This is a genomic window from Pseudomonas sp. P7758 (assembly GCF_013386485.1).
Classification (GTDB): Bacteria; Pseudomonadota; Gammaproteobacteria; order Pseudomonadales; family Pseudomonadaceae; genus Aquipseudomonas.
Map to the genome: position 1 here is coordinate 13,055 of NZ_JACARS010000107.1, position 21,830 is coordinate 34,884.

Annotated in this window: 15 protein-coding genes, 4 tRNA genes and 1 pseudogene; 14 read left to right on the forward strand and 6 right to left on the reverse strand. The window is 59.5% G+C overall.

Annotation, left to right across the window (positions count from 1 at the left end):
* The first annotated feature begins 185 nt into the window (after window positions 1-185).
* The 10 genes from HX873_RS22385 to HX873_RS22430 all read left to right on the forward strand — a co-directional run bounded on the left by HX873_RS22385 (window position 186) and on the right by HX873_RS22430 (window position 9,577).
* A tRNA-Arg gene (locus tag HX873_RS22385) sits at window positions 186-262 on the forward strand.
* A 32-nt stretch (window positions 263-294) separates the two neighbouring features.
* Window positions 295-370 (forward strand) — tRNA-His (locus HX873_RS22390).
* Between the two features lie 56 nt (window positions 371-426).
* Window positions 427-511 (forward strand) — tRNA-Leu (locus HX873_RS22395).
* Between the two features lie 82 nt (window positions 512-593).
* Window positions 594-669, forward strand: a tRNA-His gene (locus HX873_RS22400).
* Window positions 670-1,070: 401 nt separating this feature from the next.
* Window positions 1,071-2,381 carry a trigger factor gene (gene tig, locus HX873_RS22405; protein WP_003207855.1) on the forward strand — a complete coding sequence of 437 codons (1,311 nt, stop codon included), beginning with the start codon at window positions 1,071-1,073 and terminating at the stop codon, window positions 2,379-2,381.
* 92 nt (window positions 2,382-2,473) lie between these two features.
* Window positions 2,474-3,109 carry an ATP-dependent Clp endopeptidase proteolytic subunit ClpP gene (gene clpP, locus HX873_RS22410; RefSeq protein WP_003174822.1) on the forward strand — a complete coding sequence of 212 codons (636 nt, stop codon included), beginning with the start codon at window positions 2,474-2,476 and terminating at the stop codon, window positions 3,107-3,109.
* Window positions 3,110-3,221: 112 nt separating this feature from the next.
* Window positions 3,222-4,505, forward strand: a complete 1,284-nt coding sequence (gene clpX / locus HX873_RS22415) for an ATP-dependent Clp protease ATP-binding subunit ClpX (RefSeq protein WP_003207856.1) — start codon at window positions 3,222-3,224, stop codon at window positions 4,503-4,505.
* 151 nt (window positions 4,506-4,656) lie between these two features.
* Window positions 4,657-7,053, forward strand: coding sequence for an endopeptidase La (gene lon / locus HX873_RS22420; RefSeq protein WP_003207858.1), 2,397 nt, complete (start codon window positions 4,657-4,659; stop codon window positions 7,051-7,053).
* A gap of 146 nt (window positions 7,054-7,199) precedes the next feature.
* A complete protein-coding gene (locus HX873_RS22425) occupies window positions 7,200-7,472 on the forward strand; it encodes an HU family DNA-binding protein (RefSeq protein ID WP_003174819.1) in 273 nt (90 codons plus the stop codon).
* Window positions 7,473-7,702: 230 nt separating this feature from the next.
* Window positions 7,703-9,577 carry a SurA N-terminal domain-containing protein gene (locus tag HX873_RS22430; RefSeq protein ID WP_177123217.1) on the forward strand — a complete coding sequence of 625 codons (1,875 nt, stop codon included), beginning with the start codon at window positions 7,703-7,705 and terminating at the stop codon, window positions 9,575-9,577.
* 89 nt (window positions 9,578-9,666) lie between these two features.
* Here HX873_RS22430 and nhaA read toward each other — a convergent pair whose 3' ends face one another.
* Entirely contained in the window at window positions 9,667-11,001 is a 1,335-nt protein-coding gene (gene nhaA / locus HX873_RS22435) for a Na+/H+ antiporter NhaA (protein ID WP_087693206.1), read from the reverse strand.
* Window positions 11,002-11,116: 115 nt separating this feature from the next.
* Window positions 11,117-12,295, reverse strand: coding sequence for an MFS transporter (locus HX873_RS22440; RefSeq protein WP_008431952.1), 1,179 nt, complete (start codon window positions 12,293-12,295; stop codon window positions 11,117-11,119).
* A gap of 127 nt (window positions 12,296-12,422) precedes the next feature.
* Here HX873_RS22440 and HX873_RS22445 point away from each other — a divergent pair, with 127 nt between their 5' ends.
* Both HX873_RS22445 and HX873_RS22450 read left to right on the forward strand, forming a co-directional pair.
* Complete coding sequence (locus HX873_RS22445) at window positions 12,423-13,322, forward strand: LysR family transcriptional regulator (RefSeq protein WP_003207864.1); 900 nt, start codon at window positions 12,423-12,425, stop codon at window positions 13,320-13,322.
* A gap of 89 nt (window positions 13,323-13,411) precedes the next feature.
* Window positions 13,412-14,251 (forward strand): DUF2242 domain-containing protein, encoded by an 840-nt coding sequence (locus tag HX873_RS22450; RefSeq protein WP_177123218.1) that lies wholly within the window; start codon window positions 13,412-13,414, stop codon window positions 14,249-14,251.
* Here HX873_RS22450 and aceE read toward each other — a convergent pair whose 3' ends face one another.
* Window positions 14,252-16,921 carry a pyruvate dehydrogenase (acetyl-transferring), homodimeric type gene (gene aceE / locus HX873_RS22455; RefSeq protein ID WP_003207866.1) on the reverse strand — a complete coding sequence of 890 codons (2,670 nt, stop codon included), beginning with the start codon at window positions 16,919-16,921 and terminating at the stop codon, window positions 14,252-14,254.
* A gap of 145 nt (window positions 16,922-17,066) precedes the next feature.
* Between aceE and HX873_RS22460 the strand changes: the two genes are divergently transcribed.
* Complete coding sequence (locus HX873_RS22460) at window positions 17,067-17,537, forward strand: MarR family winged helix-turn-helix transcriptional regulator (RefSeq protein ID WP_003207868.1); 471 nt, start codon at window positions 17,067-17,069, stop codon at window positions 17,535-17,537.
* 144 nt (window positions 17,538-17,681) lie between these two features.
* Here HX873_RS22460 and HX873_RS22465 read toward each other — a convergent pair whose 3' ends face one another.
* The 3 genes from HX873_RS22465 to HX873_RS22475 all read right to left on the reverse strand — a co-directional run bounded on the left by HX873_RS22465 (window position 17,682) and on the right by HX873_RS22475 (window position 21,171).
* Window positions 17,682-18,701: a pyruvate dehydrogenase gene (locus tag HX873_RS22465; RefSeq protein ID WP_177123219.1), complete on the reverse strand. Its 1,020-nt coding sequence runs from the start codon at window positions 18,699-18,701 to the stop codon at window positions 17,682-17,684.
* 300 nt (window positions 18,702-19,001) lie between these two features.
* Window positions 19,002-20,036: an AraC family transcriptional regulator gene (locus HX873_RS22470; RefSeq protein ID WP_177123220.1), complete on the reverse strand. Its 1,035-nt coding sequence runs from the start codon at window positions 20,034-20,036 to the stop codon at window positions 19,002-19,004.
* A 4-nt stretch (window positions 20,037-20,040) separates the two neighbouring features.
* Window positions 20,041-21,171, reverse strand: coding sequence for a carbon-nitrogen hydrolase family protein (locus HX873_RS22475; protein ID WP_003207875.1), 1,131 nt, complete (start codon window positions 21,169-21,171; stop codon window positions 20,041-20,043).
* A 477-nt stretch (window positions 21,172-21,648) separates the two neighbouring features.
* Between HX873_RS22475 and HX873_RS22480 the strand changes: the two are divergent.
* Window positions 21,649-21,830 (forward strand): annotated as a pseudogene (locus tag HX873_RS22480) (urocanate hydratase); the annotation flags it as partial.

Genomic DNA, 21,830 nt, shown 5'->3' on the forward strand with positions numbered 1-21,830 from the left:
CTCGCATGCCATGGCGTGAGGGCAAAGGCGCTTGGTCTGCAAATTCCCCTAACCCCTTAAATAAAATGAATTTTTTATAAAAAGGATTTGACGGGTTTCGGGTCCATCTATACTATTCGTCGCACTTGTCGGGCACAGCCTAGCACTGGTTAGTTTGTAATCCTCCAAGAGTACAGATTAATAAGGCGCCCGTAGCTCAGCTGGATAGAGCATCCGCCTTCTAAGCGGATGGTCGCAGGTTCGAGTCCTGCCGGGTGCGCCATTAGGCAGCTTTGGCACAAGTAGCGCAATATGGTGGGCGTAGCTCAGTTGGTAGAGCACGGGATTGTGACTCCCGTTGTCGAGGGTTCGATCCCCTTCGTCCACCCCATATTTAAAAAGGCGCCAGATTAATAGTCTGGCGCCTTTGCTTTAAAAGCTTCAAGCGCGGATGTGGTGGAATTGGTAGACACACTGGATTTAGGTTCCAGCGCCGCAAGGTGTAAGAGTTCGAGTCTCTTCATCCGCACCAAATAAAGTTTCGTGAAGGCCTGCGGGTCGGCGCGAAGCTCAACAAATAGCCTTTTTGACGGGCTTTTTGGTCACGCAATATGGTGGGCGTAGCTCAGTTGGTAGAGCACGGGATTGTGACTCCCGTTGTCGAGGGTTCGATCCCCTTCGTCCACCCCATATTTCGAAAGGCGCCAGATTAATAGTCTGGCGCCTTTTTTGTTTCAGCGGTTTGAGTTTCAACGCAGTCGCAGGTGTTGGGCTGCAGGGCAGGGCGTTTCGTCGTATTTATGTTTCGCGATGATGCCGCACTGCCTGCCGGCCTTGTCCGCAGGGTCGGTTGTCAGGGAGATGATTGGCAACCGCTTCTATATATAGAAGGGTTGGCGCAGAGCCCTGGCATGATGGGATGTATTTGCCACCGGGGCGAGCTGCACTCGTGCATTCGCACCTATAAATTGCCTGCTGTTTTTTTACCCGTTTTCAGTAGGGTGACTTCTTGAGTTTGACCCACTAGAATGCATGCCCTTGATTCTGGGGTCGGAAACGGCCAGCTAACGTCTGTGCAACGAGGAATATCCATGCAAGTTTCTGTTGAAAATACTTCTGCTCTTGAGCGCCGCATGAGCATCACCGTGCCGGCCGAGCGCATCGAGACCCAGGTCAACAAGCGTCTGCAGCAGACTGCCCAAAAGGCCAAGATCGCTGGTTTCCGTCCAGGCAAAGTGCCAATGAGCGAAATCAAGCGCCGCTTCGGTGCTGATGCACGTCAGGAAGCTGTAGGTGACGTGATCCAGGCTTCCTTCTACGAAGCCGTTGTCGAGCAGAAGCTGAACCCGGCTGGCTCGCCTTCCATCGAGCCCAAGTCCCTGGAAGCAGGCAAGGATCTGGAATACGTTGCAATCTTCGAAGTGTTCCCTGAGTTCGAAGTTGCCGGTTTCGATTCGATCGCCATCGAGCGCCTGAGCGCTGATGTTGCTGACTCCGACCTGGACAACATGCTGGAAATCCTGCGCAAGCAGAACACCCGTTTTGAAGTGGCCGATCGTGCTGCCCAGAACGAAGACCAGCTGAACATCGATTTCGTAGGCAAGGTTGACGGCGAAGCATTCGCTGGCGGCTCCGCCAAGGGTACTCAGCTGGTGCTGGGTTCCAACCGCATGATTCCTGGTTTCGAAGACGGCCTGGTTGGCGCCAAAGCTGGCGAAGAGCGCGTTCTGAACCTGACTTTCCCGGCTGACTATCAGAACCTGGACCTGGCTGGCAAAACCGCCGAGTTCACCGTGACCGTCAACACCGTTTCCGAGCCCAAGCTGCCGGAACTGAACGAAGAGTTCTTCAACCAGTTCGGCATCAAGGAAACCGGCATCGAAGGTTTCCGCACCGAAGTTCGCAAGAACATGGAGCGTGAACTGCGCCAGGCCATCAAATCCAAGGTCAAGAACCAGGTGATGGACGGTCTGCTGGCTGCCAACCCAATCGAAGTGCCGAAGGCCCTGCTGTCCAACGAAGTTGATCGTCTGCGCGTGCAGGCTGTTCAGCAGTTCGGCGGCAACATCAAGCCTGACCAACTGCCGGCCGAACTGTTCGAAGAACAGGCCAAGCGCCGCGTTGTACTGGGTCTGATCGTGGCTGAAGTGGTCAAGCAATTCGACCTCAAGCCTGACGAAACCCGCGTTCGCGAAATGATCCAGGAAATGGCTTCGGCCTACCAGGAGCCTGAGGCTGTTGTGTCCTGGTACTACAAGAACGACCAGCAGCTGAACGAAGTGCGTTCGGTTGTGCTGGAAGAGCAAGTTGTGGATACTGTTCTGCAGAAGGCTAAGGTGACCGATAAAGCGGTCTCTTACGAAGAAGCAGTCAAGCCGGCTGAAGCAGCACAAGCCGACTGATCGCTCAACTCGTTTGAAAATACACCCATAAGCCAGCCTCGCGCTGGCTTATGCGTATTCAAGACATGACTATTTGGGAGTAACTGCAGAGCATGTTCCGTAATTCGTATATTCAGCAGAACTCTGATATCCAGGCCGCTGGCGGCCTGGTCCCGATGGTTGTCGAGCAATCTGCTCGTGGCGAACGCGCCTATGACATCTACTCGCGCCTGCTCAAGGAGCGAGTGATCTTTCTGGTTGGTCCGGTAGAGGACTACATGGCCAACCTGATTTGTGCGCAGCTGCTGTTCCTTGAAGCGGAAAATCCGGACAAGGACATCCATCTCTACATCAACTCCCCGGGCGGTTCGGTGACAGCGGGCATGTCGATCTACGACACCATGCAGTTCATCAAGCCGAACGTATCGACCACCTGTATCGGTCAGGCGTGCAGCATGGGTGCTTTCCTGCTGACCGCTGGTGCTGAGGGCAAGCGTTACTGCCTGCCGAACTCACGCGTGATGATTCACCAGCCACTGGGCGGTTTCCAGGGCCAGGCATCGGACATCGAAATCCATGCCAAGGAAATCCTCTTCATTCGTGAGCGTCTCAACACGCTGATGGCCAAACATAGCGGGCATACCCTGGAAGAGATCGAGCGCGACACCAACCGTGACAATTTCATGAGCGCCGAAGCGGCTCGTGAATACGGGTTGATCGACGCAGTGATCGAAAAGCGCCCCGCTTAATATAAGCAGCTCAAAATAGGGCTGGTCGGCAGGTCCGACCACCAGTGGACTTGAAAAAGCCCTCAATAGCCTTCATCTTGTGTTGCAAGCCTATCGGATTTGGATCGAACGAATGACTGACACCCGCAACGGCGAGGACAACGGCAAGCTGCTCTATTGCTCCTTCTGTGGCAAAAGCCAGCATGAAGTACGCAAGTTGATTGCCGGCCCCTCGGTCTTTATCTGCGACGAGTGCGTCGACCTGTGCAATGACATCATCCGTGAGGAGGTGCAGGAAGCCCAGGCCGAAAGCAGCGCGCATAAATTGCCTTCGCCTAAAGAAATCAGCGGCATCCTTGATCAGTATGTGATTGGTCAAGAGCGTGCAAAGAAGGTTCTGGCCGTAGCGGTGTACAACCACTACAAGCGCCTGAACCAGCGTGACAAGAAAAGTGACGACGTCGAGCTCGGCAAAAGCAACATCTTGCTGATCGGCCCTACAGGCTCGGGTAAAACCCTGCTTGCAGAGACCCTGGCTCGCCTGCTGAACGTTCCCTTCACCATCGCCGACGCAACCACTCTTACCGAGGCCGGTTACGTAGGTGAAGACGTCGAGAACATCATTCAGAAGCTGCTGCAGAAATGCGACTACGACGTGGAGAAGGCCCAGATGGGCATTGTCTACATCGATGAAATCGACAAGATTTCGCGCAAATCCGACAACCCGTCGATCACCCGGGACGTTTCCGGTGAAGGCGTGCAGCAAGCGCTGTTGAAACTGATCGAAGGCACGGTTGCTTCCGTACCGCCACAAGGCGGCCGCAAGCACCCGCAGCAGGAATTCCTTCAGGTTGATACGCGCAACATCCTGTTCATCTGTGGCGGTGCGTTCTCCGGCCTGGAAAAGGTTATTCAAAACCGTTCCACCCGTGGCGGCATTGGCTTCAGTGCAGAAGTACGCAGCAAGGAAGAAGGCAAGAAAGTCGGTGAATCCCTGCGTGAAGTCGAGCCTGACGATTTGGTCAAGTTCGGTCTGATCCCGGAATTCGTTGGCCGTCTGCCGGTCCTGGCGACGCTGGACGAGCTGGATGAGGCTGCGTTGATGCAGATCCTCACCGAGCCGAAAAACGCCCTGACCAAGCAATACGCCAAGCTGTTCGAGATGGAAGGTGTGGACCTCGAGTTCCGTGCTGACGCGCTCAAATCGGTGGCCAAGCGGGCACTGGAGCGCAAGACCGGCGCCCGTGGTTTGCGCTCGATCCTCGAAGGCGTACTGCTCGACACCATGTACGAAATCCCCTCGCAGTCCGAGGTGAGTAAAGTGGTGATCGACGAAAGCGTTATAGAAGGCAAGTCCAAGCCACTGTATATCTACGAAAACAGTGAGCCGGCTGCCAAGGCTGCGCCAGACGCGTAAGCGTTGCACTGCCGAGCTGTACAAAATAAAGGGGCCTTAAGGGGCCCCTTTGTTTTTACTGCGTTTAACTGATGCCATTACGCTTGTTTTTTTTGCAGGCAGCCCCCATCTTGGTTTCAAGCTTACTTTCATCTGTCATAGAGGCGAAATCATGAAGACAACCATCGAATTGCCTCTCCTGCCGTTGCGTGATGTCGTCGTCTATCCGCACATGGTTATCCCGCTGTTCGTGGGGCGCGAGAAGTCTATCGAAGCCCTCGAGGCCGCGATGACGGGCGACAAGCAGATCCTGCTGCTGGCCCAGAGAAATCCTGCTGACGATGATCCGGGCGAAGATGCCCTGTATCGCGTTGGTACCGTTGCAACTGTCCTGCAACTGCTCAAGCTGCCTGATGGCACCGTCAAGGTGCTGGTGGAAGGCGAGCAGCGCGGTGCGGTCGAGCGCTTCATGGAAGTGGACGGCCACCTGCGTGCCGAAGTGGCGCTGATCGACGAAGTCGACGCCCCTGAGCGCGAATCCGAAGTGTTCGTTCGCAGCCTGCTGTCCCAGTTCGAGCAATACGTGCAACTGGGCAAGAAAGTCCCCGCAGAAGTCCTCTCTTCCCTCAACAGCATTGATGAGCCAAGCCGCCTGGTCGACACCATGGCCGCGCACATGGCGCTGAAAATCGAGCAGAAGCAGGACATTCTCGAGATCATCGATTTGTCGGCCCGGGTCGAACACGTCCTGGCGCTGCTGGATGCCGAAATCGACCTGCTGCAGGTTGAGAAGCGCATTCGCGGCCGTGTCAAAAAGCAAATGGAGCGCAGCCAACGCGAGTACTACCTGAATGAGCAGATGAAGGCCATTCAGAAAGAGCTGGGCGACAGCGAGGAAGGCCACAACGAAATCGAGGAGCTGAAAAAGCGCATCGATGCCGCCGGCCTGCCGAAAGACGCGTTGACCAAGGCCACTGCCGAGCTGAACAAGCTCAAGCAAATGTCGCCGATGTCGGCCGAAGCCACCGTGGTTCGTTCGTACATCGACTGGCTGGTGCAGGTGCCGTGGAAGGCCCAGACCAAGGTGCGCCTGGACCTGGCCCGCGCCGAAGATATTCTCGATGCCGATCACTACGGCCTCGAAGAAGTCAAGGAGCGCATCCTCGAATACCTCGCCGTGCAAAAGCGCGTGAAGAAGATTCGTGGTCCGGTGTTGTGCCTGGTCGGTCCTCCTGGTGTGGGTAAAACCTCGCTGGCGGAGTCGATTGCCCACGCCACCAACCGCAAATTCGTGCGCATGGCCCTGGGCGGTGTGCGTGATGAAGCGGAAATCCGTGGTCATCGCCGGACTTACATCGGTTCGATGCCAGGAAGATTGATTCAAAAGATGACAAAGGTGGGTGTGCGCAACCCGCTGTTCCTGCTCGATGAAATCGACAAGATGGGCAGCGACATGCGTGGCGACCCGGCGTCTGCTTTGCTGGAAGTGCTCGACCCCGAGCAGAACCACAATTTCAACGACCATTACCTGGAAGTCGACTACGACCTGTCCGACGTAATGTTCCTGTGCACCTCCAACTCGATGAATATTCCGCCAGCCTTGCTGGACCGGATGGAGGTGATTCGTCTGCCGGGTTACACCGAAGACGAGAAGATCAACATCGCCGTCAAATACCTCTCGCCCAAGCAGATTGCGGCCAACGGCCTGAAAAAAGGCGAGATCGAATTTGATGCCGACGCGATCCGCGACATCATTCGTTTCTACACCCGCGAGGCCGGTGTACGGGGCCTTGAGCGTCAACTGGCGAAGATCTGCCGCAAGGCCGTGAAGGAACATGCGCTGGAAAAACGCTTCTCGGTGAAGGTCACCGCTGACCTGCTGGAACACTTCCTGGGCGTGCGCAAATTCCGCTACGGCCTGGCTGAGCAGCAGGACCAGGTAGGCCAGGTCACTGGCCTGGCGTGGACCCAGGTGGGCGGCGAATTGCTGACCATCGAGGCCGCCGTAATCCCGGGCAAAGGGCAACTGATCAAGACCGGTTCCCTGGGTGACGTGATGGTTGAATCCATCACCGCCGCGCAGACCGTGGTGCGCAGCCGCGCCAAGAGCCTGGGGATCCCCCTGGACTTCCACGAGAAGCACGACACCCACATCCACATGCCGGAAGGGGCAACGCCGAAAGACGGCCCTAGCGCTGGCGTAGGCATGTGCACGGCACTGGTATCAGCCCTGACCGGCATTCCGGTGCGCGCCGATGTCGCCATGACCGGGGAAATCACCCTGCGTGGCCAGGTACTGGCCATTGGTGGCCTCAAAGAGAAATTGCTGGCTGCACACCGCGGTGGTATCAAGACCGTGATCATTCCTGAAGAGAATGTTCGCGACTTGAAGGAGATTCCTGACAATATCAAGCAGGATCTGCAGATTAAACCGGTTAAATGGATTGACGAGGTCCTGCAAATTGCGCTGCAATACGCGCCGGAGCCCTTGCCGGATGTGGCTCCTGAGATAGTTGCAAAGGATGAAAAACGCGAGACTGACTCTAAGGAAAGAATTAGCACGCATTAATACGTTTAAGCCTGGGGGCTTCCTTGACAGCTTTTTAGAGCCCTTGTTATAAAGCGGCTCTTAAGTGTCTGTAGGCCATTCAGCACTGGTTTTTGCTTTCACCAAAAAACTTAGAATCATACTCAATAGATATAAGGGGACTTAGAGTGAACAAGTCGGAACTGATTGATGCTATCGCTGCATCTGCTGATATCCCGAAAGCCGCTGCTGGCCGTGCGCTGGACGCAGTAATCGAATCCGTCACTGGCGCTCTCAAGGCCGGCGACTCTGTGGTACTGGTTGGTTTCGGTACTTTCTCTGTGACCGATCGTCCAGCTCGCACTGGCCGTAACCCACAGACTGGCAAGGCTCTGCAAATCGCCGCTGCCAAAAAACCAGGTTTCAAAGCCGGTAAAGCCCTGAAAGAAGCCGTTAACTAAGCTTCGCTCAAGCCTTACCCATCCGGGTCGGACGCAGGTCTGACCTGGCAGCGGAGCGGCAGCTGACCCGAGTATCCATCGGGTCGCCACGCCGGGGGTGTGGGTTCAAACCCCCGTCCGCTCCGCCAGTTACGAGAAGGCGCATCCTCGGATGCGCCTTTCTTCTATCCGGACTCTACCCACGCTCCACGGTTGCCTAATTTTGAAGTTCAACCGTTTCTGGGGGACGCATGCTGCAGAATATCAGGGACAATTCACAAGGCTGGATTGCCAAGACCATTATCGGGATCATCGTCGCATTGATGGCGTTCACCGGTATCGAGGCTATTTTTCAGGCTTCGACCAACAACAAGCAGGACGTGGCCAAGGTCAACGGTGAAGAAATCACCCAAAGCGAACTGGGCCAGGCCGTCGACATGCAACGTCGCCAGCTGATGCAACAGCTGGGCAAGGACTTCGATGCTTCCTTGCTGGACGAAAAGCTGCTGCGCGACGCCGCCCTCAAGGGCCTGATCGATCGCAAGCTGCTGCTGCAAGGCGCGGCCGATTCGAAATTCGCTTTCTCCGAAGCTGCGCTGGATCAAGTGATCCTGCAGACGCCGGAATTCCAGGTGGATGGCCAGTTCAACGCTGAGCGTTTCGACCAGGTGATCCGTCAGCTGGGCTACAGCCGTATGCAATTCCGTCAGATGCTGAGCCAGGAAATGCTGATCGGCCAGGTTCGTGCAGGCATTGCCGGCAGCGGTTTTGTGACTGATGCCGAAGTGCTCGCGTTCGCCCGTCTGGAAAAACAGACCCGCGATTTCGCCACCGTCAGCGTCAAGGCCGACCCTGCAGCAGTGAAGATCACTGACGACGAGGTCAAGGCTTACTACGACCAGCACGCCAAGGAGTTCATGACCCCGGACCAGGTGGTCATCGACTATCTGGAGCTGAAGAAGGCTTCCTTCTTCGACCAGGTCGCGGTCAAGGACGATGAGCTGCAAGCCCTCTATCAGAAAGAAACCGCCAACCTCGCTGAACAGCGTCGCGCGGCGCACATCCTGATTGAAGTCAACGACAAGACCACCGACGAGCAGGCCAAGGCCAAGATCGAAGAGATCCAGGCACGCCTGGCCAAGGGCGAGAAATTCGAAGCCCTGGCCAAGGAGTTCTCCCAGGATCCGGGTTCTGCGAACAACGGCGGTGACCTCGGTTTCGCTGGCCCTGGCGTCTACGACCCTGCCTTCGAAACAGCGCTGTATGCACTGAACAAGGACCAGGTCTCGGCACCGGTGCGTTCTAGCTTCGGCTGGCACCTGATCAAGCTGTTGGGCGTTGAAGCACCTGAAGTGCCATCGTTCGCCAGCCTGAAAGACAAGCTGACCCGCGAGCTCAAGACCCAACAGGTTGAACAGCGTTTCGTCGATGCGACCAAGCAACTGGAAGACGCTGCATTCGAAGCTTCCGACCTGGCCCAGCCGGCGTCGGACCTGAAGCTGACCGTGCACACCTCCGCGCCGTTTGGCCGTGAAGGTGGCGAAGGCATCGCTGCCAACCGTGCCGTGGTGACCGCTGCATTCAGCCCTGAAGTACTGGATGAGGGTGCTAACAGCACCGCCATCGAGCTGGACCCGGAAACCATCGTGGTACTGCGTGCCAAAGAGCACCTGAAGCCTACCCAGCTGCCGCTGGAAAGCGTTGCCACTGCCATCCGTGCCCAGTTGACCAAGGAGCGCGCGAGCGCTGCGGCGAAGACTCACGCGGACGAGCTGATTGCCAGCCTGCGTGATGGCAAGACCCCGCTGAACCAGCCGGTGGATGGCCAGGCCTGGAAAGTCACCGAAGCGGCCACCCGTGGCCAGGAAGGCGTCGAGCCAGCCGTGCTGCAAGCCCTGTTCCGCATGCCAAAGCCTGCGGCCAAGGACAAGCCGACCTTCACCAGCGTGACCCTGCCAGACGGTAGCCTGGTGATCGTGCGCTTGAACGCGGTCAATGAAGCCGCTGTACCGACCGATGACGAGAAGGCTCAGTACCGCCGCTTCCTCGCGTCCCGTGTCGGCCAGCAAGACTTCGCCGCCTATCGCAAGCAGTTGGAAACCAAGGCTGAGATCAAGAAGTTCTGATCTCGTAACAGCCTGAATAAAAAGACCCCGGCCTGAAGAGGCCGGGGTCTTTTTTTATCCACTAATCAGCTGACTCAACCAGTCTTGATTCAACGCGCAAACTTGAGCTTGCCCCAACTCAGGCCAATCACAGCCGCCAGGGTCGAAGCGCTCAGCACACTCAGCTTGGCAGCCGACAGCAGCGTCGGATCGGAGAAGGCCAGCGACGAGATGAAAATCGACATGGTGAAACCAATTCCCGCCAGCAGGCCCACCAGGGCGACGCCGTTCCAGGTCACGCCCTCCGGCAATTGGCAGATGTTCAGTTTGACCAGCACCACGCTCGCCAGCATCACACCGAGCGGCTTGCCGAGCACCAGGGCCAGGATGACCCCCATGAACACGCCGTGGGGCAGTGGATCGTCCAGGTTGAACCCTTGCAGGCTCACTCCGGCGTTGGCCAGGGCAAACAGTGGCATGACGCCAAAGGCCACCCAGGGGTGCAAGCCCGCTTGAATACGTTGCACCGGCGGCAGCATTTCCCGCTGGGCCTGTCTCAATTGCTTCAACGGTTTGGCGACTTGATGGGCACTTTCAGCCGATTGTGAAAGCCGCTCCATCAGCTCGTTGAACGTGCGCCCGATGGTGTCCAGAGGGCGTTCCCGAGTCGGTCTGGAAGTCACGGGCGTTATCAGGCCAAGCATTACGCCCGCGAGCGTCGGATGGACGCCGGTCTTGAGCAGGCCAAACCAGACAATCGCCCCTGGCAACAGGTACACCACCGCCTTGCCAATTCCCATCCGCTGAAAAACCAGCACCAGCGCCAGCCCGCAGGCCGCGATCACCAGGCCCATGTAGTCCAGGCTGGCGGTATAGAAAATCGCGATGATCAGGATGGCGACGATGTCATCAATGATCGCCAAAGCCAGCAACAGGATGCGCACGCCAGCCGGAATCGATTTGCCCAGCAGCGCCAGCACACCCACGGCAAATGCGATGTCGGTGGCAGTGGGCACTGCCCAGCCACTGGCCGCGACCGTGCCATGGTTGAGCAGGGTGTAAATCAGTGCCGGCATCAGCACGCCACCCAGCGCAGCGCCGAGGGGCAGGGTGGCCAGTTTCAGGTTGGCGAGTGCGCCGTCCCTGATCTCCTGGCGAATCTCGGCGCCCACCACCAGGAAGAAGATGGTCATCAGCCCATCGTTCACCAGGAAGTGCAACGAGCGCGAGACCGTGAAGTCTCCCAGCCCGATAGTGAGTGGGGTGTTCCAGAAGTGTTCGTAGGAATCTGCGACGGGGCTGTTGGCCCAGACCAGCGCGACGATCGCTGCCAGCAGCAACACGATACCGCTGACTGCTTCGATCCTTGAAAACCGCTCCAATGCGGACAGGGCGCCTTCGACCAGAACCTGGGGGCGCGGAATAGCAGGGTGTTTATCAGGCACGACAAGTCTCCATTGGCGGCCCGACCAATGCTTATCCTTTAACCTGCGCTGTGCCGTATGCAGCAGCGCACCCGGTGCGATCATAAGAGTTAAGAAACATCACGTCACGTTTCGTTTAAACATCGGTTAAACGCAGCGTCGCGATCAGCGCCAGTACGACCAACGCGGCGACCGCCCATGGAAACGATGTCACTCCCCACCCTTGCAACAACATGCCGCCGAGTAGTCCGCCACCGGCGATGCCCAGGTTCCACACCGTCACCAGCATCGACTGCGCGGCATCGGCTGAATCCCCGGCCGACTTGGCGAGCGCCGTTTGCAGCAATGCCGGCAAACCGCCAAACGCCAGCCCCCATAACGCCACCGTGGTGTAGATCACCGTCGCCGAGGTGATCCAGAACGCCAGCGCCAGGGCCGACAGCGCGAACATTGCGCAGCTGATCACCAATAAGGCGCGCAGCCGCTGATCAATCAGCGCGCCGACGATCCAGATACCCAGCAGCGCCGCCAGGCCAAACACCAGCAGCACCTGGTCGATGTCCGCTGCAATCCCGGCAGGTACCAGGAACGGCGCGATATAGGTGTAGAGAATGTTATGAGCTAGTACGTAGGTGAAAGTCACAAACAGCACCGGACGAATCCCTGGCAGTGCCAGCACCTGGCGCAGCCCCAGGCGTTTTTCCGCCTGTTGCCCGGCAAAGTCCGGGACCTGCCAGCGCACCCAGGCCAGCAGCACAACCGTCAGGCCGGACATGATCGCGAAGCTCAGGCGCCAGCCCACCGTGGTGCCCAGGAATGTCCCGGCCGGTACACCCAGTGACAGCGCCAATGGCGCGCCGAGCATGGCCACGGCAATGGCCCTGCCTTGCAGGTGCGGCGCAACCATGCGGCTGGCATAACCGGCCAGCAGCGCCCAGAGCAATCCCGCGAACACCCCGGCGAAGAACCTGGCCACCAGGGTCAGCAGGTAATCGCTGGAAAACGCCGTCACACTGTTGACCAAGGCAAACCCGCCGATGGCAATCATCAGCAATGGCCGCCGGCGCCAGCCCCGGGTGGCGATGGTCAGGGGAATCGCGGCCAACAGCGAGCCCAGGGCGTACAGGGTCACCAACTGGCCCACCAACGCTTCGGACACCCCGAGGCCGGCGCCCATTTGCGGGAGCAAGCCTGCCGGCATGGCTTCGGTGAGGATGGTGATGAAGCCGGCGGTAGCCAATGCCAACAGGCCGCCCAGAGGCAGTCGTTCACGGCTCACCGTGGGGGTCGTGGAAGATAGGGCGCTGTCGCTCATGTTTTTTGGCTCCGGTTTTCAGACGAAAGGGCAGGGAGCCAGAGTAGGGTGCTGCACGGTGGAGAAAAACAGGCTAAGGTTCCGAACTTATCGGACGCCAATGTCCGCAATCCTCGGGAGCGAGACGATGGACAGCCTGGGCAGTATTTCAGTGTTTGTGCAGGTGGCCGAAACCCGCAGCTTTACCGAGGCCGGGCGCATGCTGGGGGTGTCGTCCTCGGCGATTGGCAAAAGCATCGCGCGCATCGAAGAGCGCCTGGGGGTGCGGCTGTTCCATCGCAGCACCCGCAGTATCACGTTGACCAGCGAGGGCGCACTGTTTCTCGAACGCTCCCGGCGCATCCTGGCGGAAGTCGAAGCCGCAGAACAGGAACTGAGCCAGGCATCCGCCACCCCCAGAGGCAAGTTGCGCGTCAGCCTGCCGCAAGTGCGCGGCTTGTTGATGCCGGTACTGACGGATTTCATGCGCGCCTATCCCGAGATCGAGCTGGACGTGGACTTCTCCGACCGCATGGTGGATGTGATCGAGGAGGGTTTCGACGCGGTGATCCGCACCGGCAAACCCGAGGACTCACGCTTGATGGCGCGCCACCTCGGGTATTACCGCCTGGTGCTGGTGGCGTCCCCGGAGTACCTGCGCCTGCACGGTACGCCGCGCCAGCCCCGGGATTTGAGCGACCACGCCTGCCTGCGCCACAAATTCTGCGCCACCGGCAAACTGGAAACCTGGCCACTGCGCCCGGAGCCGGGCCTGCCGGAGCCGACCCTGCGTGCGCCGCTGGTCTCCACCACCATCGAATCACTGATGCACGTGGCCCATGAAGGCCTGGGGATTGCCTGCCTGCCAGACTTCATGGTCCGCGAATCGGTGGAGCAGGGCCGGCTGCAACGGGTGCTGGACTATTACCTGGAGCACAGCGGCAGCTTCTGGATGCTCTGGCCATCAAGTCGCCATGCCTCGGCGAAATTGCGCGTGTTTATCGACCATATGGGCGAGCGGCTTTTTCCTGCGGACACCGTCCCGTAAGGCTGTGACGTTTTACCGACAGGAATTCGCGCGCCGAGGCCACGTTCTGTTGCACAATACCGCCCTGACTGTTTTCCTCAGGATTTTCGATGTCGACATCATTTCACTTGCGTAGCCTCGGGTTGGCGCTGGTGCTGGCGGGCGCTGCGGGCTGCTCGTCACCCAAGACCGCTATTTATGAACATGAGAACTTCGACGACTCCGGCACGTTTTCCCGTGATTACCCGGTCAGTGACACGGCGGCCTGCGAAGCGGCGCGGCGTGCGCTGTTGAGCCAGGGTTACATCATCACCAGCAGCGATCCAAAGCTGGTGGCGGGTAACAAGAGCTTCCAGCAGACCGGCGAAACTCACCTGCAGATCAGCTTCAACGTGGTGTGTGCCGACGATGGCAGCGGCAATCATCACTCGACGATGTTCGCCAACGCCTTGCAGGATCGCTACGCCTTGAAGAAGGTCAACAACTCCGCCAGCCTCGGTGTGGGTGTGTTGGGTTCGGTGTCGATGCCGATTGGCTCCACCGACGACTCCATGGTCAAGGTGGCCAGCGAGACGGTGTCTGCGCCGAAGTTTTATGAGCGTTATTTCGCCCTGGTGGACGTTTTCCTGCCCCAGGAAGTGAAAAAGGCAGCGCATATTCCAGAGAAACCCAAGGCTGACCTGGGCATCCCGGAACCTAAGGCAGCTCCGGTGGCCGATAAGGCCGATAAGGTTGAAGCGCCGAAAGAAGTGCCAAAAGAAGCGCCCGCCACACCGGCAGCCCCAGTGACGCCGGCGGTAGAGCCAGCGGCATCGGAGCCGGTGGTACCACCGGCGGAACCTGCGCCGATTGCACCAAAGGAAGCCCCGGCACCTGCGCCAGAGGCCACCACTCCTGCGCTGCCTGCGCCGACCGAAGCGATTCCGCCTCTGCCGACGCCTGCGCAGTAACTACACCGCTACGGGGTTGGCCTTGTCGACGTTGATCCCGTAGCGGCTGATCGCCTCCGCCACCCTGGCGCGGCTGATCAGGCCGTCATCCGCCAGCGCCTTCAAGGCCGCCAGGGCAATGAAATACCGGTCCACCTCGAAGAACTCGCGCAAGGTTTCGCGGGTATCCGATTGCCCGAAGCCATCGGTGCCCAGCGCCACAAAGCGCCGGCCCGGTACAAACGGGCGAATCTGATCGGCAAAGATTTTCATGTAGTCGGTGGCGACCACCACGGGCCCAGGCTGGCCCTCAAGGCACTGCTCGACATAGCTGGTACGCGGTTCGCTTTCAGGATGCAGCAGGTTCCAGCGCTCCACGGCATGACCTTCCCGGCGCAGCTCGGTCAGGCTGGTGACACTCCACACATCGCTGGCCACGGCAAAATCATCGCGCAGCAGGTCCGCGGCGGCGATGACTTCCCGCAGGATCGAACCGCTACCCATCAGTTGTACCCGTGGTTGCGTGGTGTCTTCAGCCGCCTTCAACCGATACATACCCTTGAGAATCCCGTCCTCGACGCCTTCGGGCATCGCCGGGTGCGGGTAGTTTTCGTTGAGCAGGGTGATGTAGTAGTAGATGTCCTCTTGCTCGACGTACATCCGGCGCATGCCTTCGCGAATGATCACCGCCAGCTCGAAGGCAAACGTCGGGTCGTAGGAGATGCAGCACGGGATCACCGACGACAGCACATGGCTGTGGCCATCGTCATGCTGCAGGCCTTCGCCCATCAGCGTGGTGCGCCCGGCCGTCGCCCCCAGCAGGAAGCCCCGCGCCCGTGCATCACCTGCGGCCCAGGCCAGGTCGCCGACCCGCTGGAAGCCGAACATCGAATAGAAAATGTAGAACGGCACGGTCATCAAGCCGTGGTTGGCGTAGGACGTACTCGCTGCGATCCACGAGGAAATGGCGCCGGATTCATTCAGGCCTTCCTGCATGATCTGTCCGTCCTTGCTCTCCTTGTAGTAGGAAAGCTGGCCGGCATCCTGTGGGGTGTAGAGCTGGCCGACAGCGGAGTGAATGCCGATCTGGCGGAACAGGCTTTCCATGCCAAAGGTGCGGGACTCGTCCGGCACGATGGGCACGATCAGTTTGCCCAGGTTCGGATCCTTGAGCAGGGTGCCGAGGATGCGCACAAAGGCCATGGTGGTGGAGATCGCGCGCTCGCCGGTGTCCTTGAGCTGGGTGGCGAAGGCATCCAGTTCCGGGATCTTCAGCGACTCGACCGCGCTATGGCGAGCCGGCACGTAGCCACCCAGTGACTGGCGGCGGGCGGCGAAATAGCGGGCCTCTTCGCTGTCGGCGGCCGGTTTGAGATACGGGATTTCAGCCAGTTGGTCGTCGGCCACTTCCAGCCCGAAGCGATCGCGGAAGGCTTTGACGGCTTCAGCGCCCATCTTTTTCAGCTGGTGGTTGATGTTCTGGCCTTCGCCGGCCTCGCCCATGCCGAAGCCCTTGACGGTTTTCGCCAGGATCACCGTCGGCTGGCCGCTGTGACGCACGGCGGCGGCATAGGCGTTGTAGACCTTGTCCGGGTCATGGCCGCCCCGTGAGAGTTTCCAGATGTCGTCATCGGACATATCTGCCACCAGCGCCAGCAACTCCGGGTATTTGCCGAAGAAGTGTTCCCGCACGTAGGCGCCGTTTTGCGATTTGTAGTTTTGATAGTCGCCGTCCACGCATTCCATCATGCGCTGGCGCAGCAAGCCGCTTTTGTCCTTTTCCAGCAACGCATCCCAGCCGCCGCCCCAGATCACCTTGATCACGTTCCAGCCGGCGGCGCGGTACAGGCTTTCGAATTCCTGGATCACCTTGGCATTGCCGCGAACTGGGCCATCGAGGCGTTGCAGGTTGCAGTTGACCACGAAGATCAGGTTGTCGAGTTTCTCGCGCCCGGCCAGGGAAATGGCTGCCAGGGATTCCGGCTGATCCATCTCGCCATCACCGAGGAACGCCCACACCTTGCGGCCCTGGTGCTGCTTGAGGTCGCGGAACTCCAGGTAGCGCATGAAGCGCGCCTGATACGCGGCGGTAATCGGTCCGAGCCCCATGGAAACCGTAGGAAACTGCCAGAAGTCTGGCATGAGGCGAGGGTGCGGATAGGATGACAAACCGTCGCCACCGGCTTCCCGGCGGAAGTTGTCCAGCTGGGCTTCGCTGATCCGGCCTTCGAGGTACGCCCGCCCGTAAATGCCCGGCGCGGAGTGGCCCTGGATGTACACCAGATCGCCATCGAAGCTTTCAGTTCGGCCACGGAAGAAATGGTCGAAGCCTACGTCATACAGCACCGCAGCCGACGCATAGGTTGCGATATGCCCGCCCACGCCGGAATGTTTGCCCGCGCGCAGCACCATGGCCATGGCGTTCCAGCGAATAAACGCATTCAGCCGGCGCTCGGTGGCCAGGTTGCCGGGGTAGGGCAACTGGCGGTCTACCGGGATGGTGTTGACGTACGGGGTGGTCACCCGCCCGTAGAAGTCGCCATGCCGCGCCACGTCGAAATCCAGCAACTGATCAATCAGGTAATGCGCGCGCGGGCGGCCTTCGGTGGACAGCACCGATTCGATGGACTCCAGCCATTCGCGGGTTTCCTGTGGATCGTCGTCGAGGCGTACTGCAGTGTTCGGGGTCATGTCAGGCTCCAGGGTGGACGGGTTTCAGCGTGTGGGCTCCTTGTGGGAGCTTTGCGAATGTAGTTGCAATTGCAACTACATGACTGAATCTAGCGCGGGATGAGCTACTATTGCAACCTTCTTGAAATTCCCCGGATGGTGTTGCATGTCGTCGAAAGAGCCTGATGTCTGGTTCCGTTTTGTTCGGGCCCACAGGACGGTCATCCGTGAAATCGAGCGGCGCCTGGCCGATGCCGGTCTGCCGCCGTATGCCTGGTACGACGCTTTGTGGGGCCTGGAAAGTGGCCCCGATGGCACCCGGCGCATGCACGAATTGGCCGATGTGCTGGCCATCGAACGCTACAACCTGACGCGCCTGGTCGACCGCCTGGAAAAGGACGGCCTGGTGGTGCGTTCGCGCTCCGACGGTGACGGGCGTGCTGCCTTTGTCTCGATCACCGACGCGGGCCGGGTATTGCGTAAAAAGATGTGGAAAATCTACGAAAGCAGCGTGGATGAATTGTTTTTGTCGCAGCTCGACAGCGAGCAACGCCGGGTTTTTGCCGAGGCATTGGAACGTACTGCGGGGCTGGCGATGGAGGCGGGCGTGCAGACCCGCGGGCGGCGTAAGACCTGAAGCAAATATTCCAGGCGACGCGGATTCCGTGTGGGAGCGGGCTTGCTTGCGAAAGCGGTGTGTCAGCAACAGTAATATCAACAGGCACACCGTCTTCGCGAGCAAGCCCGCTCCCACATTTGATCTGCGATGGATTGCAGATCGTCATTTCAGGTGATATCGATTCAGGGCGGTCTCCACCTGTTCTGCTTTGATCCAGCCGTCATCCGCCAACGCCTTCAATGCCAGCACCGCTACCCAATATCGACTGGGTGCTGACGTTTCCACGGAGCCCGCACCCAACGCTACAAAACGCGCATCCACATGCCCTGCCAACTGGTCAACGATAGGCTGCGGATACCCGGTGACTGCGACCACCGGCGCGCCATCCCCAGCCAGGCAATCCCTTAGATGACAACTGCGCTTCGGTGCCAACGGGTGCAGGCGATTCCAGCGTTGCGCTGCATCCGCTTCGCGGGCCAGCCGTGTATAGCTGGGGCAACTCCACAGTTGCGCCTCGACGTTCCAATCCGTCTCGAGCAACTGCGCGGCGTGCACGACTTCTTCAAACGCTCGACCCGCACCCAGCAACCGCACCCTCAATTCACTGGTGTATGAGCGCCGGACCCGGTACATGCCCCTGAGCGCATGGTCACTATCCTGCGGGCTCAGCCCTGGCCCGTCGTGTTGATCGTGCAGTGCCAGGTAGTAGAACCCCGGCTCGCCGTCGACATACAGCGCCTGTAAACCCGCCAGCACAATCGCCCGGGCTTCCTCGCCGGAGGCCGGGTCATAAGGTGTGCAGTGAGGATTGCTGGCCAGCCATAAGGGCAGTGAAGGGGAGGGCTGGGTTGCATTGTCGTTGCACAGGATGCCCCGCTGACGGGTCTCGCCGGACAGCGCGCGCAACTGCGCCGATGACGCGGCCGTGTGCAAGTACAGCATGGGTTTTTCCCCGGTATTGCGCGCGAACCAGGTGGGCCAGCTCACCACTCGGCGTGAGCGCGACTGGCCGCGAATCACCCACGCCTGCCGGCTGGACTCCAGGGTGTTGGCCATGGTCATCACGCTATACAGGGGCGAGCAGCGGGGCTGCTGCGTTGCATTCAGGGCGTCGATGCAGATCAGGGCAGAGCGTTCGGTGCTGGCAGTCATGAGCAGGGTCGCTTGGCAACGGGTGCCCATACCCTAAAGGAATTCGGCTTACGATTGCAATTGCAATGATTGCAGTTGCATCTAAAATTCATCCGGCTAAATCAAGGCAATCCTGCTACGTTTAATCCTGAAGTGCAGGAACGTCATGCCACGGACATTTTTTCGTCATGACGGCACTTTAGGCTGGTTGTGCAGGTCACTAAGCAACCCCTTTTCATAAAACAAGGAGTCAACCATGGACGATTACCAGGAAGAATTGCTCGAGTACCACGCCTTTGAACTGGATCCGCTGGATCCGGCCGATGATGCCACCGAGCTGTAAGACAGACGTCAGGCGGAATGCCGCTGACTGCGGCGAAATTCCCCTGGGGTCTGGCTGTTCCAGCGCTTGAACGCCCGTTGAAAGGCTTCCGCTGAAGCAAAACCGAGCAAATAGGCAATTTCACCGAACGCCAGTTCGGTATCGCGAATGTAGGTCATGGCCAGGTCGCGGCGAGTGTCGTTGAGAATCGCCCGGAACTGAGTCCCTTCTTCCGCCAGCTTGCGCCGCAGGGTCCAGGTCGGCAGTTTCAAGCGTGACGCCACTTCTTCCAGGTCGGGTTCCCGGCCACCATTGAGCATCGGCCCGAGCAAGCGGGTAATGCGCTCGTGCAGGCTGCGGGTGCGCGTCAACTGCTCCAGTTCCCGTTCACACAACTGCACCAGTAATTGCCAGGTACTCGGGCAGTGTTCCGGGTTGCGCAGGGCCAGGGTTTGCTGGCTAAGGCGCAGCTGATTGTGCTCGGCGCCAAACTGGATCGGGCAGTCCCCCAGCACGCTGTAGCGCTCGCTGTAGTCGGGGGCCTGGAACTCGATTTCGATCCGCTGCGCCTGCACCGGTTGCGCACTCAGGCTCGACAACTGATGCAGCCAGCCGGCGATGATCGAGTCCACCACAAAGCGGTTATAGGCGTTATACGGGCTGATGGAGTAGAAGCGCAGCCACGCACCGTCCGCATCCTCGTGAAAGCTCGACTGGCCGCGATAGTTGGAGCCGTACAAGGCTTCGAAGCGCGTCAGGGTACGGGCGGCTTCGCGCACGGTGGGCGCCTGGGCGGCGGTGACCCCGGCGAGCCCGGCCTGGCTCAGGCGGCTGAGCTGGCCCATGCGCAGGCCCAGGCTGGCATCGCCGGTCAACTGGATGGCCGCAAAGCCCAGGCGCATATAGCGCGGGATCGACAAGCGTGCACCCGCCTCGGCCAGGCGTGCCGGGTCAAGGCCGTATTGCAGCAGCAACGGTTGCGGGTCCAGGCCATGGCTGTGGATCGCATCGGCCAAGGTGTGGACGAAGCCCACCGACAAATCCCCAAGCCGCACCGGCTTCATTGAGTTACAGCCACACGTTCAGCAGGCGCGCGCCACGGGCATTGCCGTCGGCGAACACCTGGCCGTTGCTGCTGAGGAAGCTTTGCCCGGCGCTGCCCATGTCAAAGAACTGCCCGCGCAGGAACACGCTCATGCCGGCGGTGGCCTGGCTGATGGGTTGCTGGCTGATCAGGGTCAGGCGGTGCCAGGCTTCGCCTTCGCTGAGCTCTTCGGGCTTGAGGCTGATCTCGGCTGGCGTCGACACGCTTTTGAAGCCGCGCCACGGCTTGTCCCAGGTTTCGCGGCCAATCACGAAGGCCGGCACCGCCACCAACTGGGCGCCTTGCTCGTTGAGCTTGCGGTAGTTGTCCGGGTACCAGCTGTCGCTGCCGATCAGGATGCCCAGGCGCCCGGCCGGGGTATCGACCACGCTGACGCTGTTTTCATCGCCCGGCTCAATAAAACCGCGCTCGTCAAAAATCGGATACAGCTGGCGTTGCGGCTGGCCCAGCGGCAAGCCATCGCGGTCGAAGACCACACTGGTGTTGTACAGCGCGCCATGGCCGATCTGCAGCTGGCCCTGGCTGACGCTCGGGTTGGGCAGGGCAATGGAGCCGGCCACCAGGGTCACGCCGAATTCCTTGGCCAGGCCACCGAACAGCACTTGATAGTCGCGGGCCATGGCCGGGGCCTTCATACGCAGGTAGGCGTCGTCGATACGGTCGTCACCCTTGGCGCTGATCAAGGCCCGCAGGAACAGCAGCGGGTTGCTCGCCGACAACCAGTTCATCGCTTCCTTGAGGTTGGTGGCCTGGTACAGCTCGTTCTTTTCGCCGCTGACCATCAGCCAGGTGCCGATATGTTCCGGCAGTACCACGATGGTCTTGTCGTTGATCAGGCCCTGGTCACGGGCGTTTTGCAGGTAGGCCGCCAGCTTGAGGTGCAGGCGTTCCAGGCTCTGGTAGTCGGCGGGGAACAGTTCCGGCTGGATGCCCAACAGGTTGCCGCGGTCGGCGGGCACGCCCTGGTCGACGGCCAGGTTGATCCGCAGGTCGGACAGGTAATGGCCCACGGGGCGCTCCTGGGTCCAGACCAGATAGGCGGAAACGGCGGCGACCAGGGCCATGATGAGGGTGAAGCCAAGAAGTTTACGCATGGGGCAAATGACAACGGACCGTGTGCTGGGTTTGCATTTTCTCTCAAATTTCTGGGCTGGGTACGAAAAACCGTGGTTTGGCACGAAAATCTCAAAAGCCTTGAGTGCGTGTTTTCGCCGCGGGCCGGATCTTTCCAGGGTCGACAGTAACGGGTTGTGACCACAGGTGCACGCGCGCTGGTCAATGCCGTGGGATGTTACTCGTGCGCGCACCAGCTTCTGGCAGATTGTTACTTTGTGCCTCAATACCGTGCGCAAGTTCCTCGCCAAGGTTGATTCGCGCGATGGGTTCGCGGAGGGCTGGCCGCGCAACTCAGGTGTTTCAGCGCCTTACAGGCCTCTCTGTTCAACGACGCGTCGAGTTGGCAACAACCTTGCATATGCTTGTATGTACAAGTAAAGATGTGTGCGTAAGAGTCCATGAACATCCTCTTCGCACCCATCAATGTTCGCGCATTGATCGTTGAGGATTTTTTTGTGACCAAGCCTACCCAATACCGTGACGTTGAAATCCGTGCCGCACGCGGCAACACGCTGACCGCCAAAAGCTGGCTGACTGAAGCGCCGCTGCGCATGTTGATGAACAATCTCGACCCGCAGGTTGCCGAAAATCCGAAAGAACTGGTGGTGTACGGCGGCATCGGCCGTGCGGCACGTAA

What these genes read in the sequence shown, in the direction of transcription:
- tig (WP_003207855.1), top strand. Translation starts at nt 1,071, where the DNA reads ATGCAAGTTTCTGTTGAAAATACTTCTGCTCTTGAGCGCCGCATGAGC.
- clpP (WP_003174822.1), top strand. Translation starts at nt 2,474, where the DNA reads ATGTTCCGTAATTCGTATATTCAGCAGAACTCTGATATCCAGGCCGCT.
- clpX (WP_003207856.1), top strand. Translation starts at nt 3,222, where the DNA reads ATGACTGACACCCGCAACGGCGAGGACAACGGCAAGCTGCTCTATTGC.
- lon (WP_003207858.1), top strand. Translation starts at nt 4,657, where the DNA reads ATGAAGACAACCATCGAATTGCCTCTCCTGCCGTTGCGTGATGTCGTC.
- HX873_RS22430 (WP_177123217.1), top strand. Translation starts at nt 7,703, where the DNA reads ATGCTGCAGAATATCAGGGACAATTCACAAGGCTGGATTGCCAAGACC.
- HX873_RS22440 (WP_008431952.1), bottom strand. Translation starts at nt 12,295, where the DNA reads ATGAGCGACAGCGCCCTATCTTCCACGACCCCCACGGTGAGCCGTGAA.
- HX873_RS22445 (WP_003207864.1), top strand. Translation starts at nt 12,423, where the DNA reads ATGGACAGCCTGGGCAGTATTTCAGTGTTTGTGCAGGTGGCCGAAACC.
- HX873_RS22450 (WP_177123218.1), top strand. Translation starts at nt 13,412, where the DNA reads ATGTCGACATCATTTCACTTGCGTAGCCTCGGGTTGGCGCTGGTGCTG.
- aceE (WP_003207866.1), bottom strand. Translation starts at nt 16,921, where the DNA reads ATGACCCCGAACACTGCAGTACGCCTCGACGACGATCCACAGGAAACC.
- HX873_RS22460 (WP_003207868.1), top strand. Translation starts at nt 17,067, where the DNA reads ATGTCGTCGAAAGAGCCTGATGTCTGGTTCCGTTTTGTTCGGGCCCAC.
- HX873_RS22465 (WP_177123219.1), bottom strand. Translation starts at nt 18,701, where the DNA reads ATGGGCACCCGTTGCCAAGCGACCCTGCTCATGACTGCCAGCACCGAA.
- HX873_RS22470 (WP_177123220.1), bottom strand. Translation starts at nt 20,036, where the DNA reads ATGAAGCCGGTGCGGCTTGGGGATTTGTCGGTGGGCTTCGTCCACACC.
- HX873_RS22475 (WP_003207875.1), bottom strand. Translation starts at nt 21,171, where the DNA reads ATGCGTAAACTTCTTGGCTTCACCCTCATCATGGCCCTGGTCGCCGCC.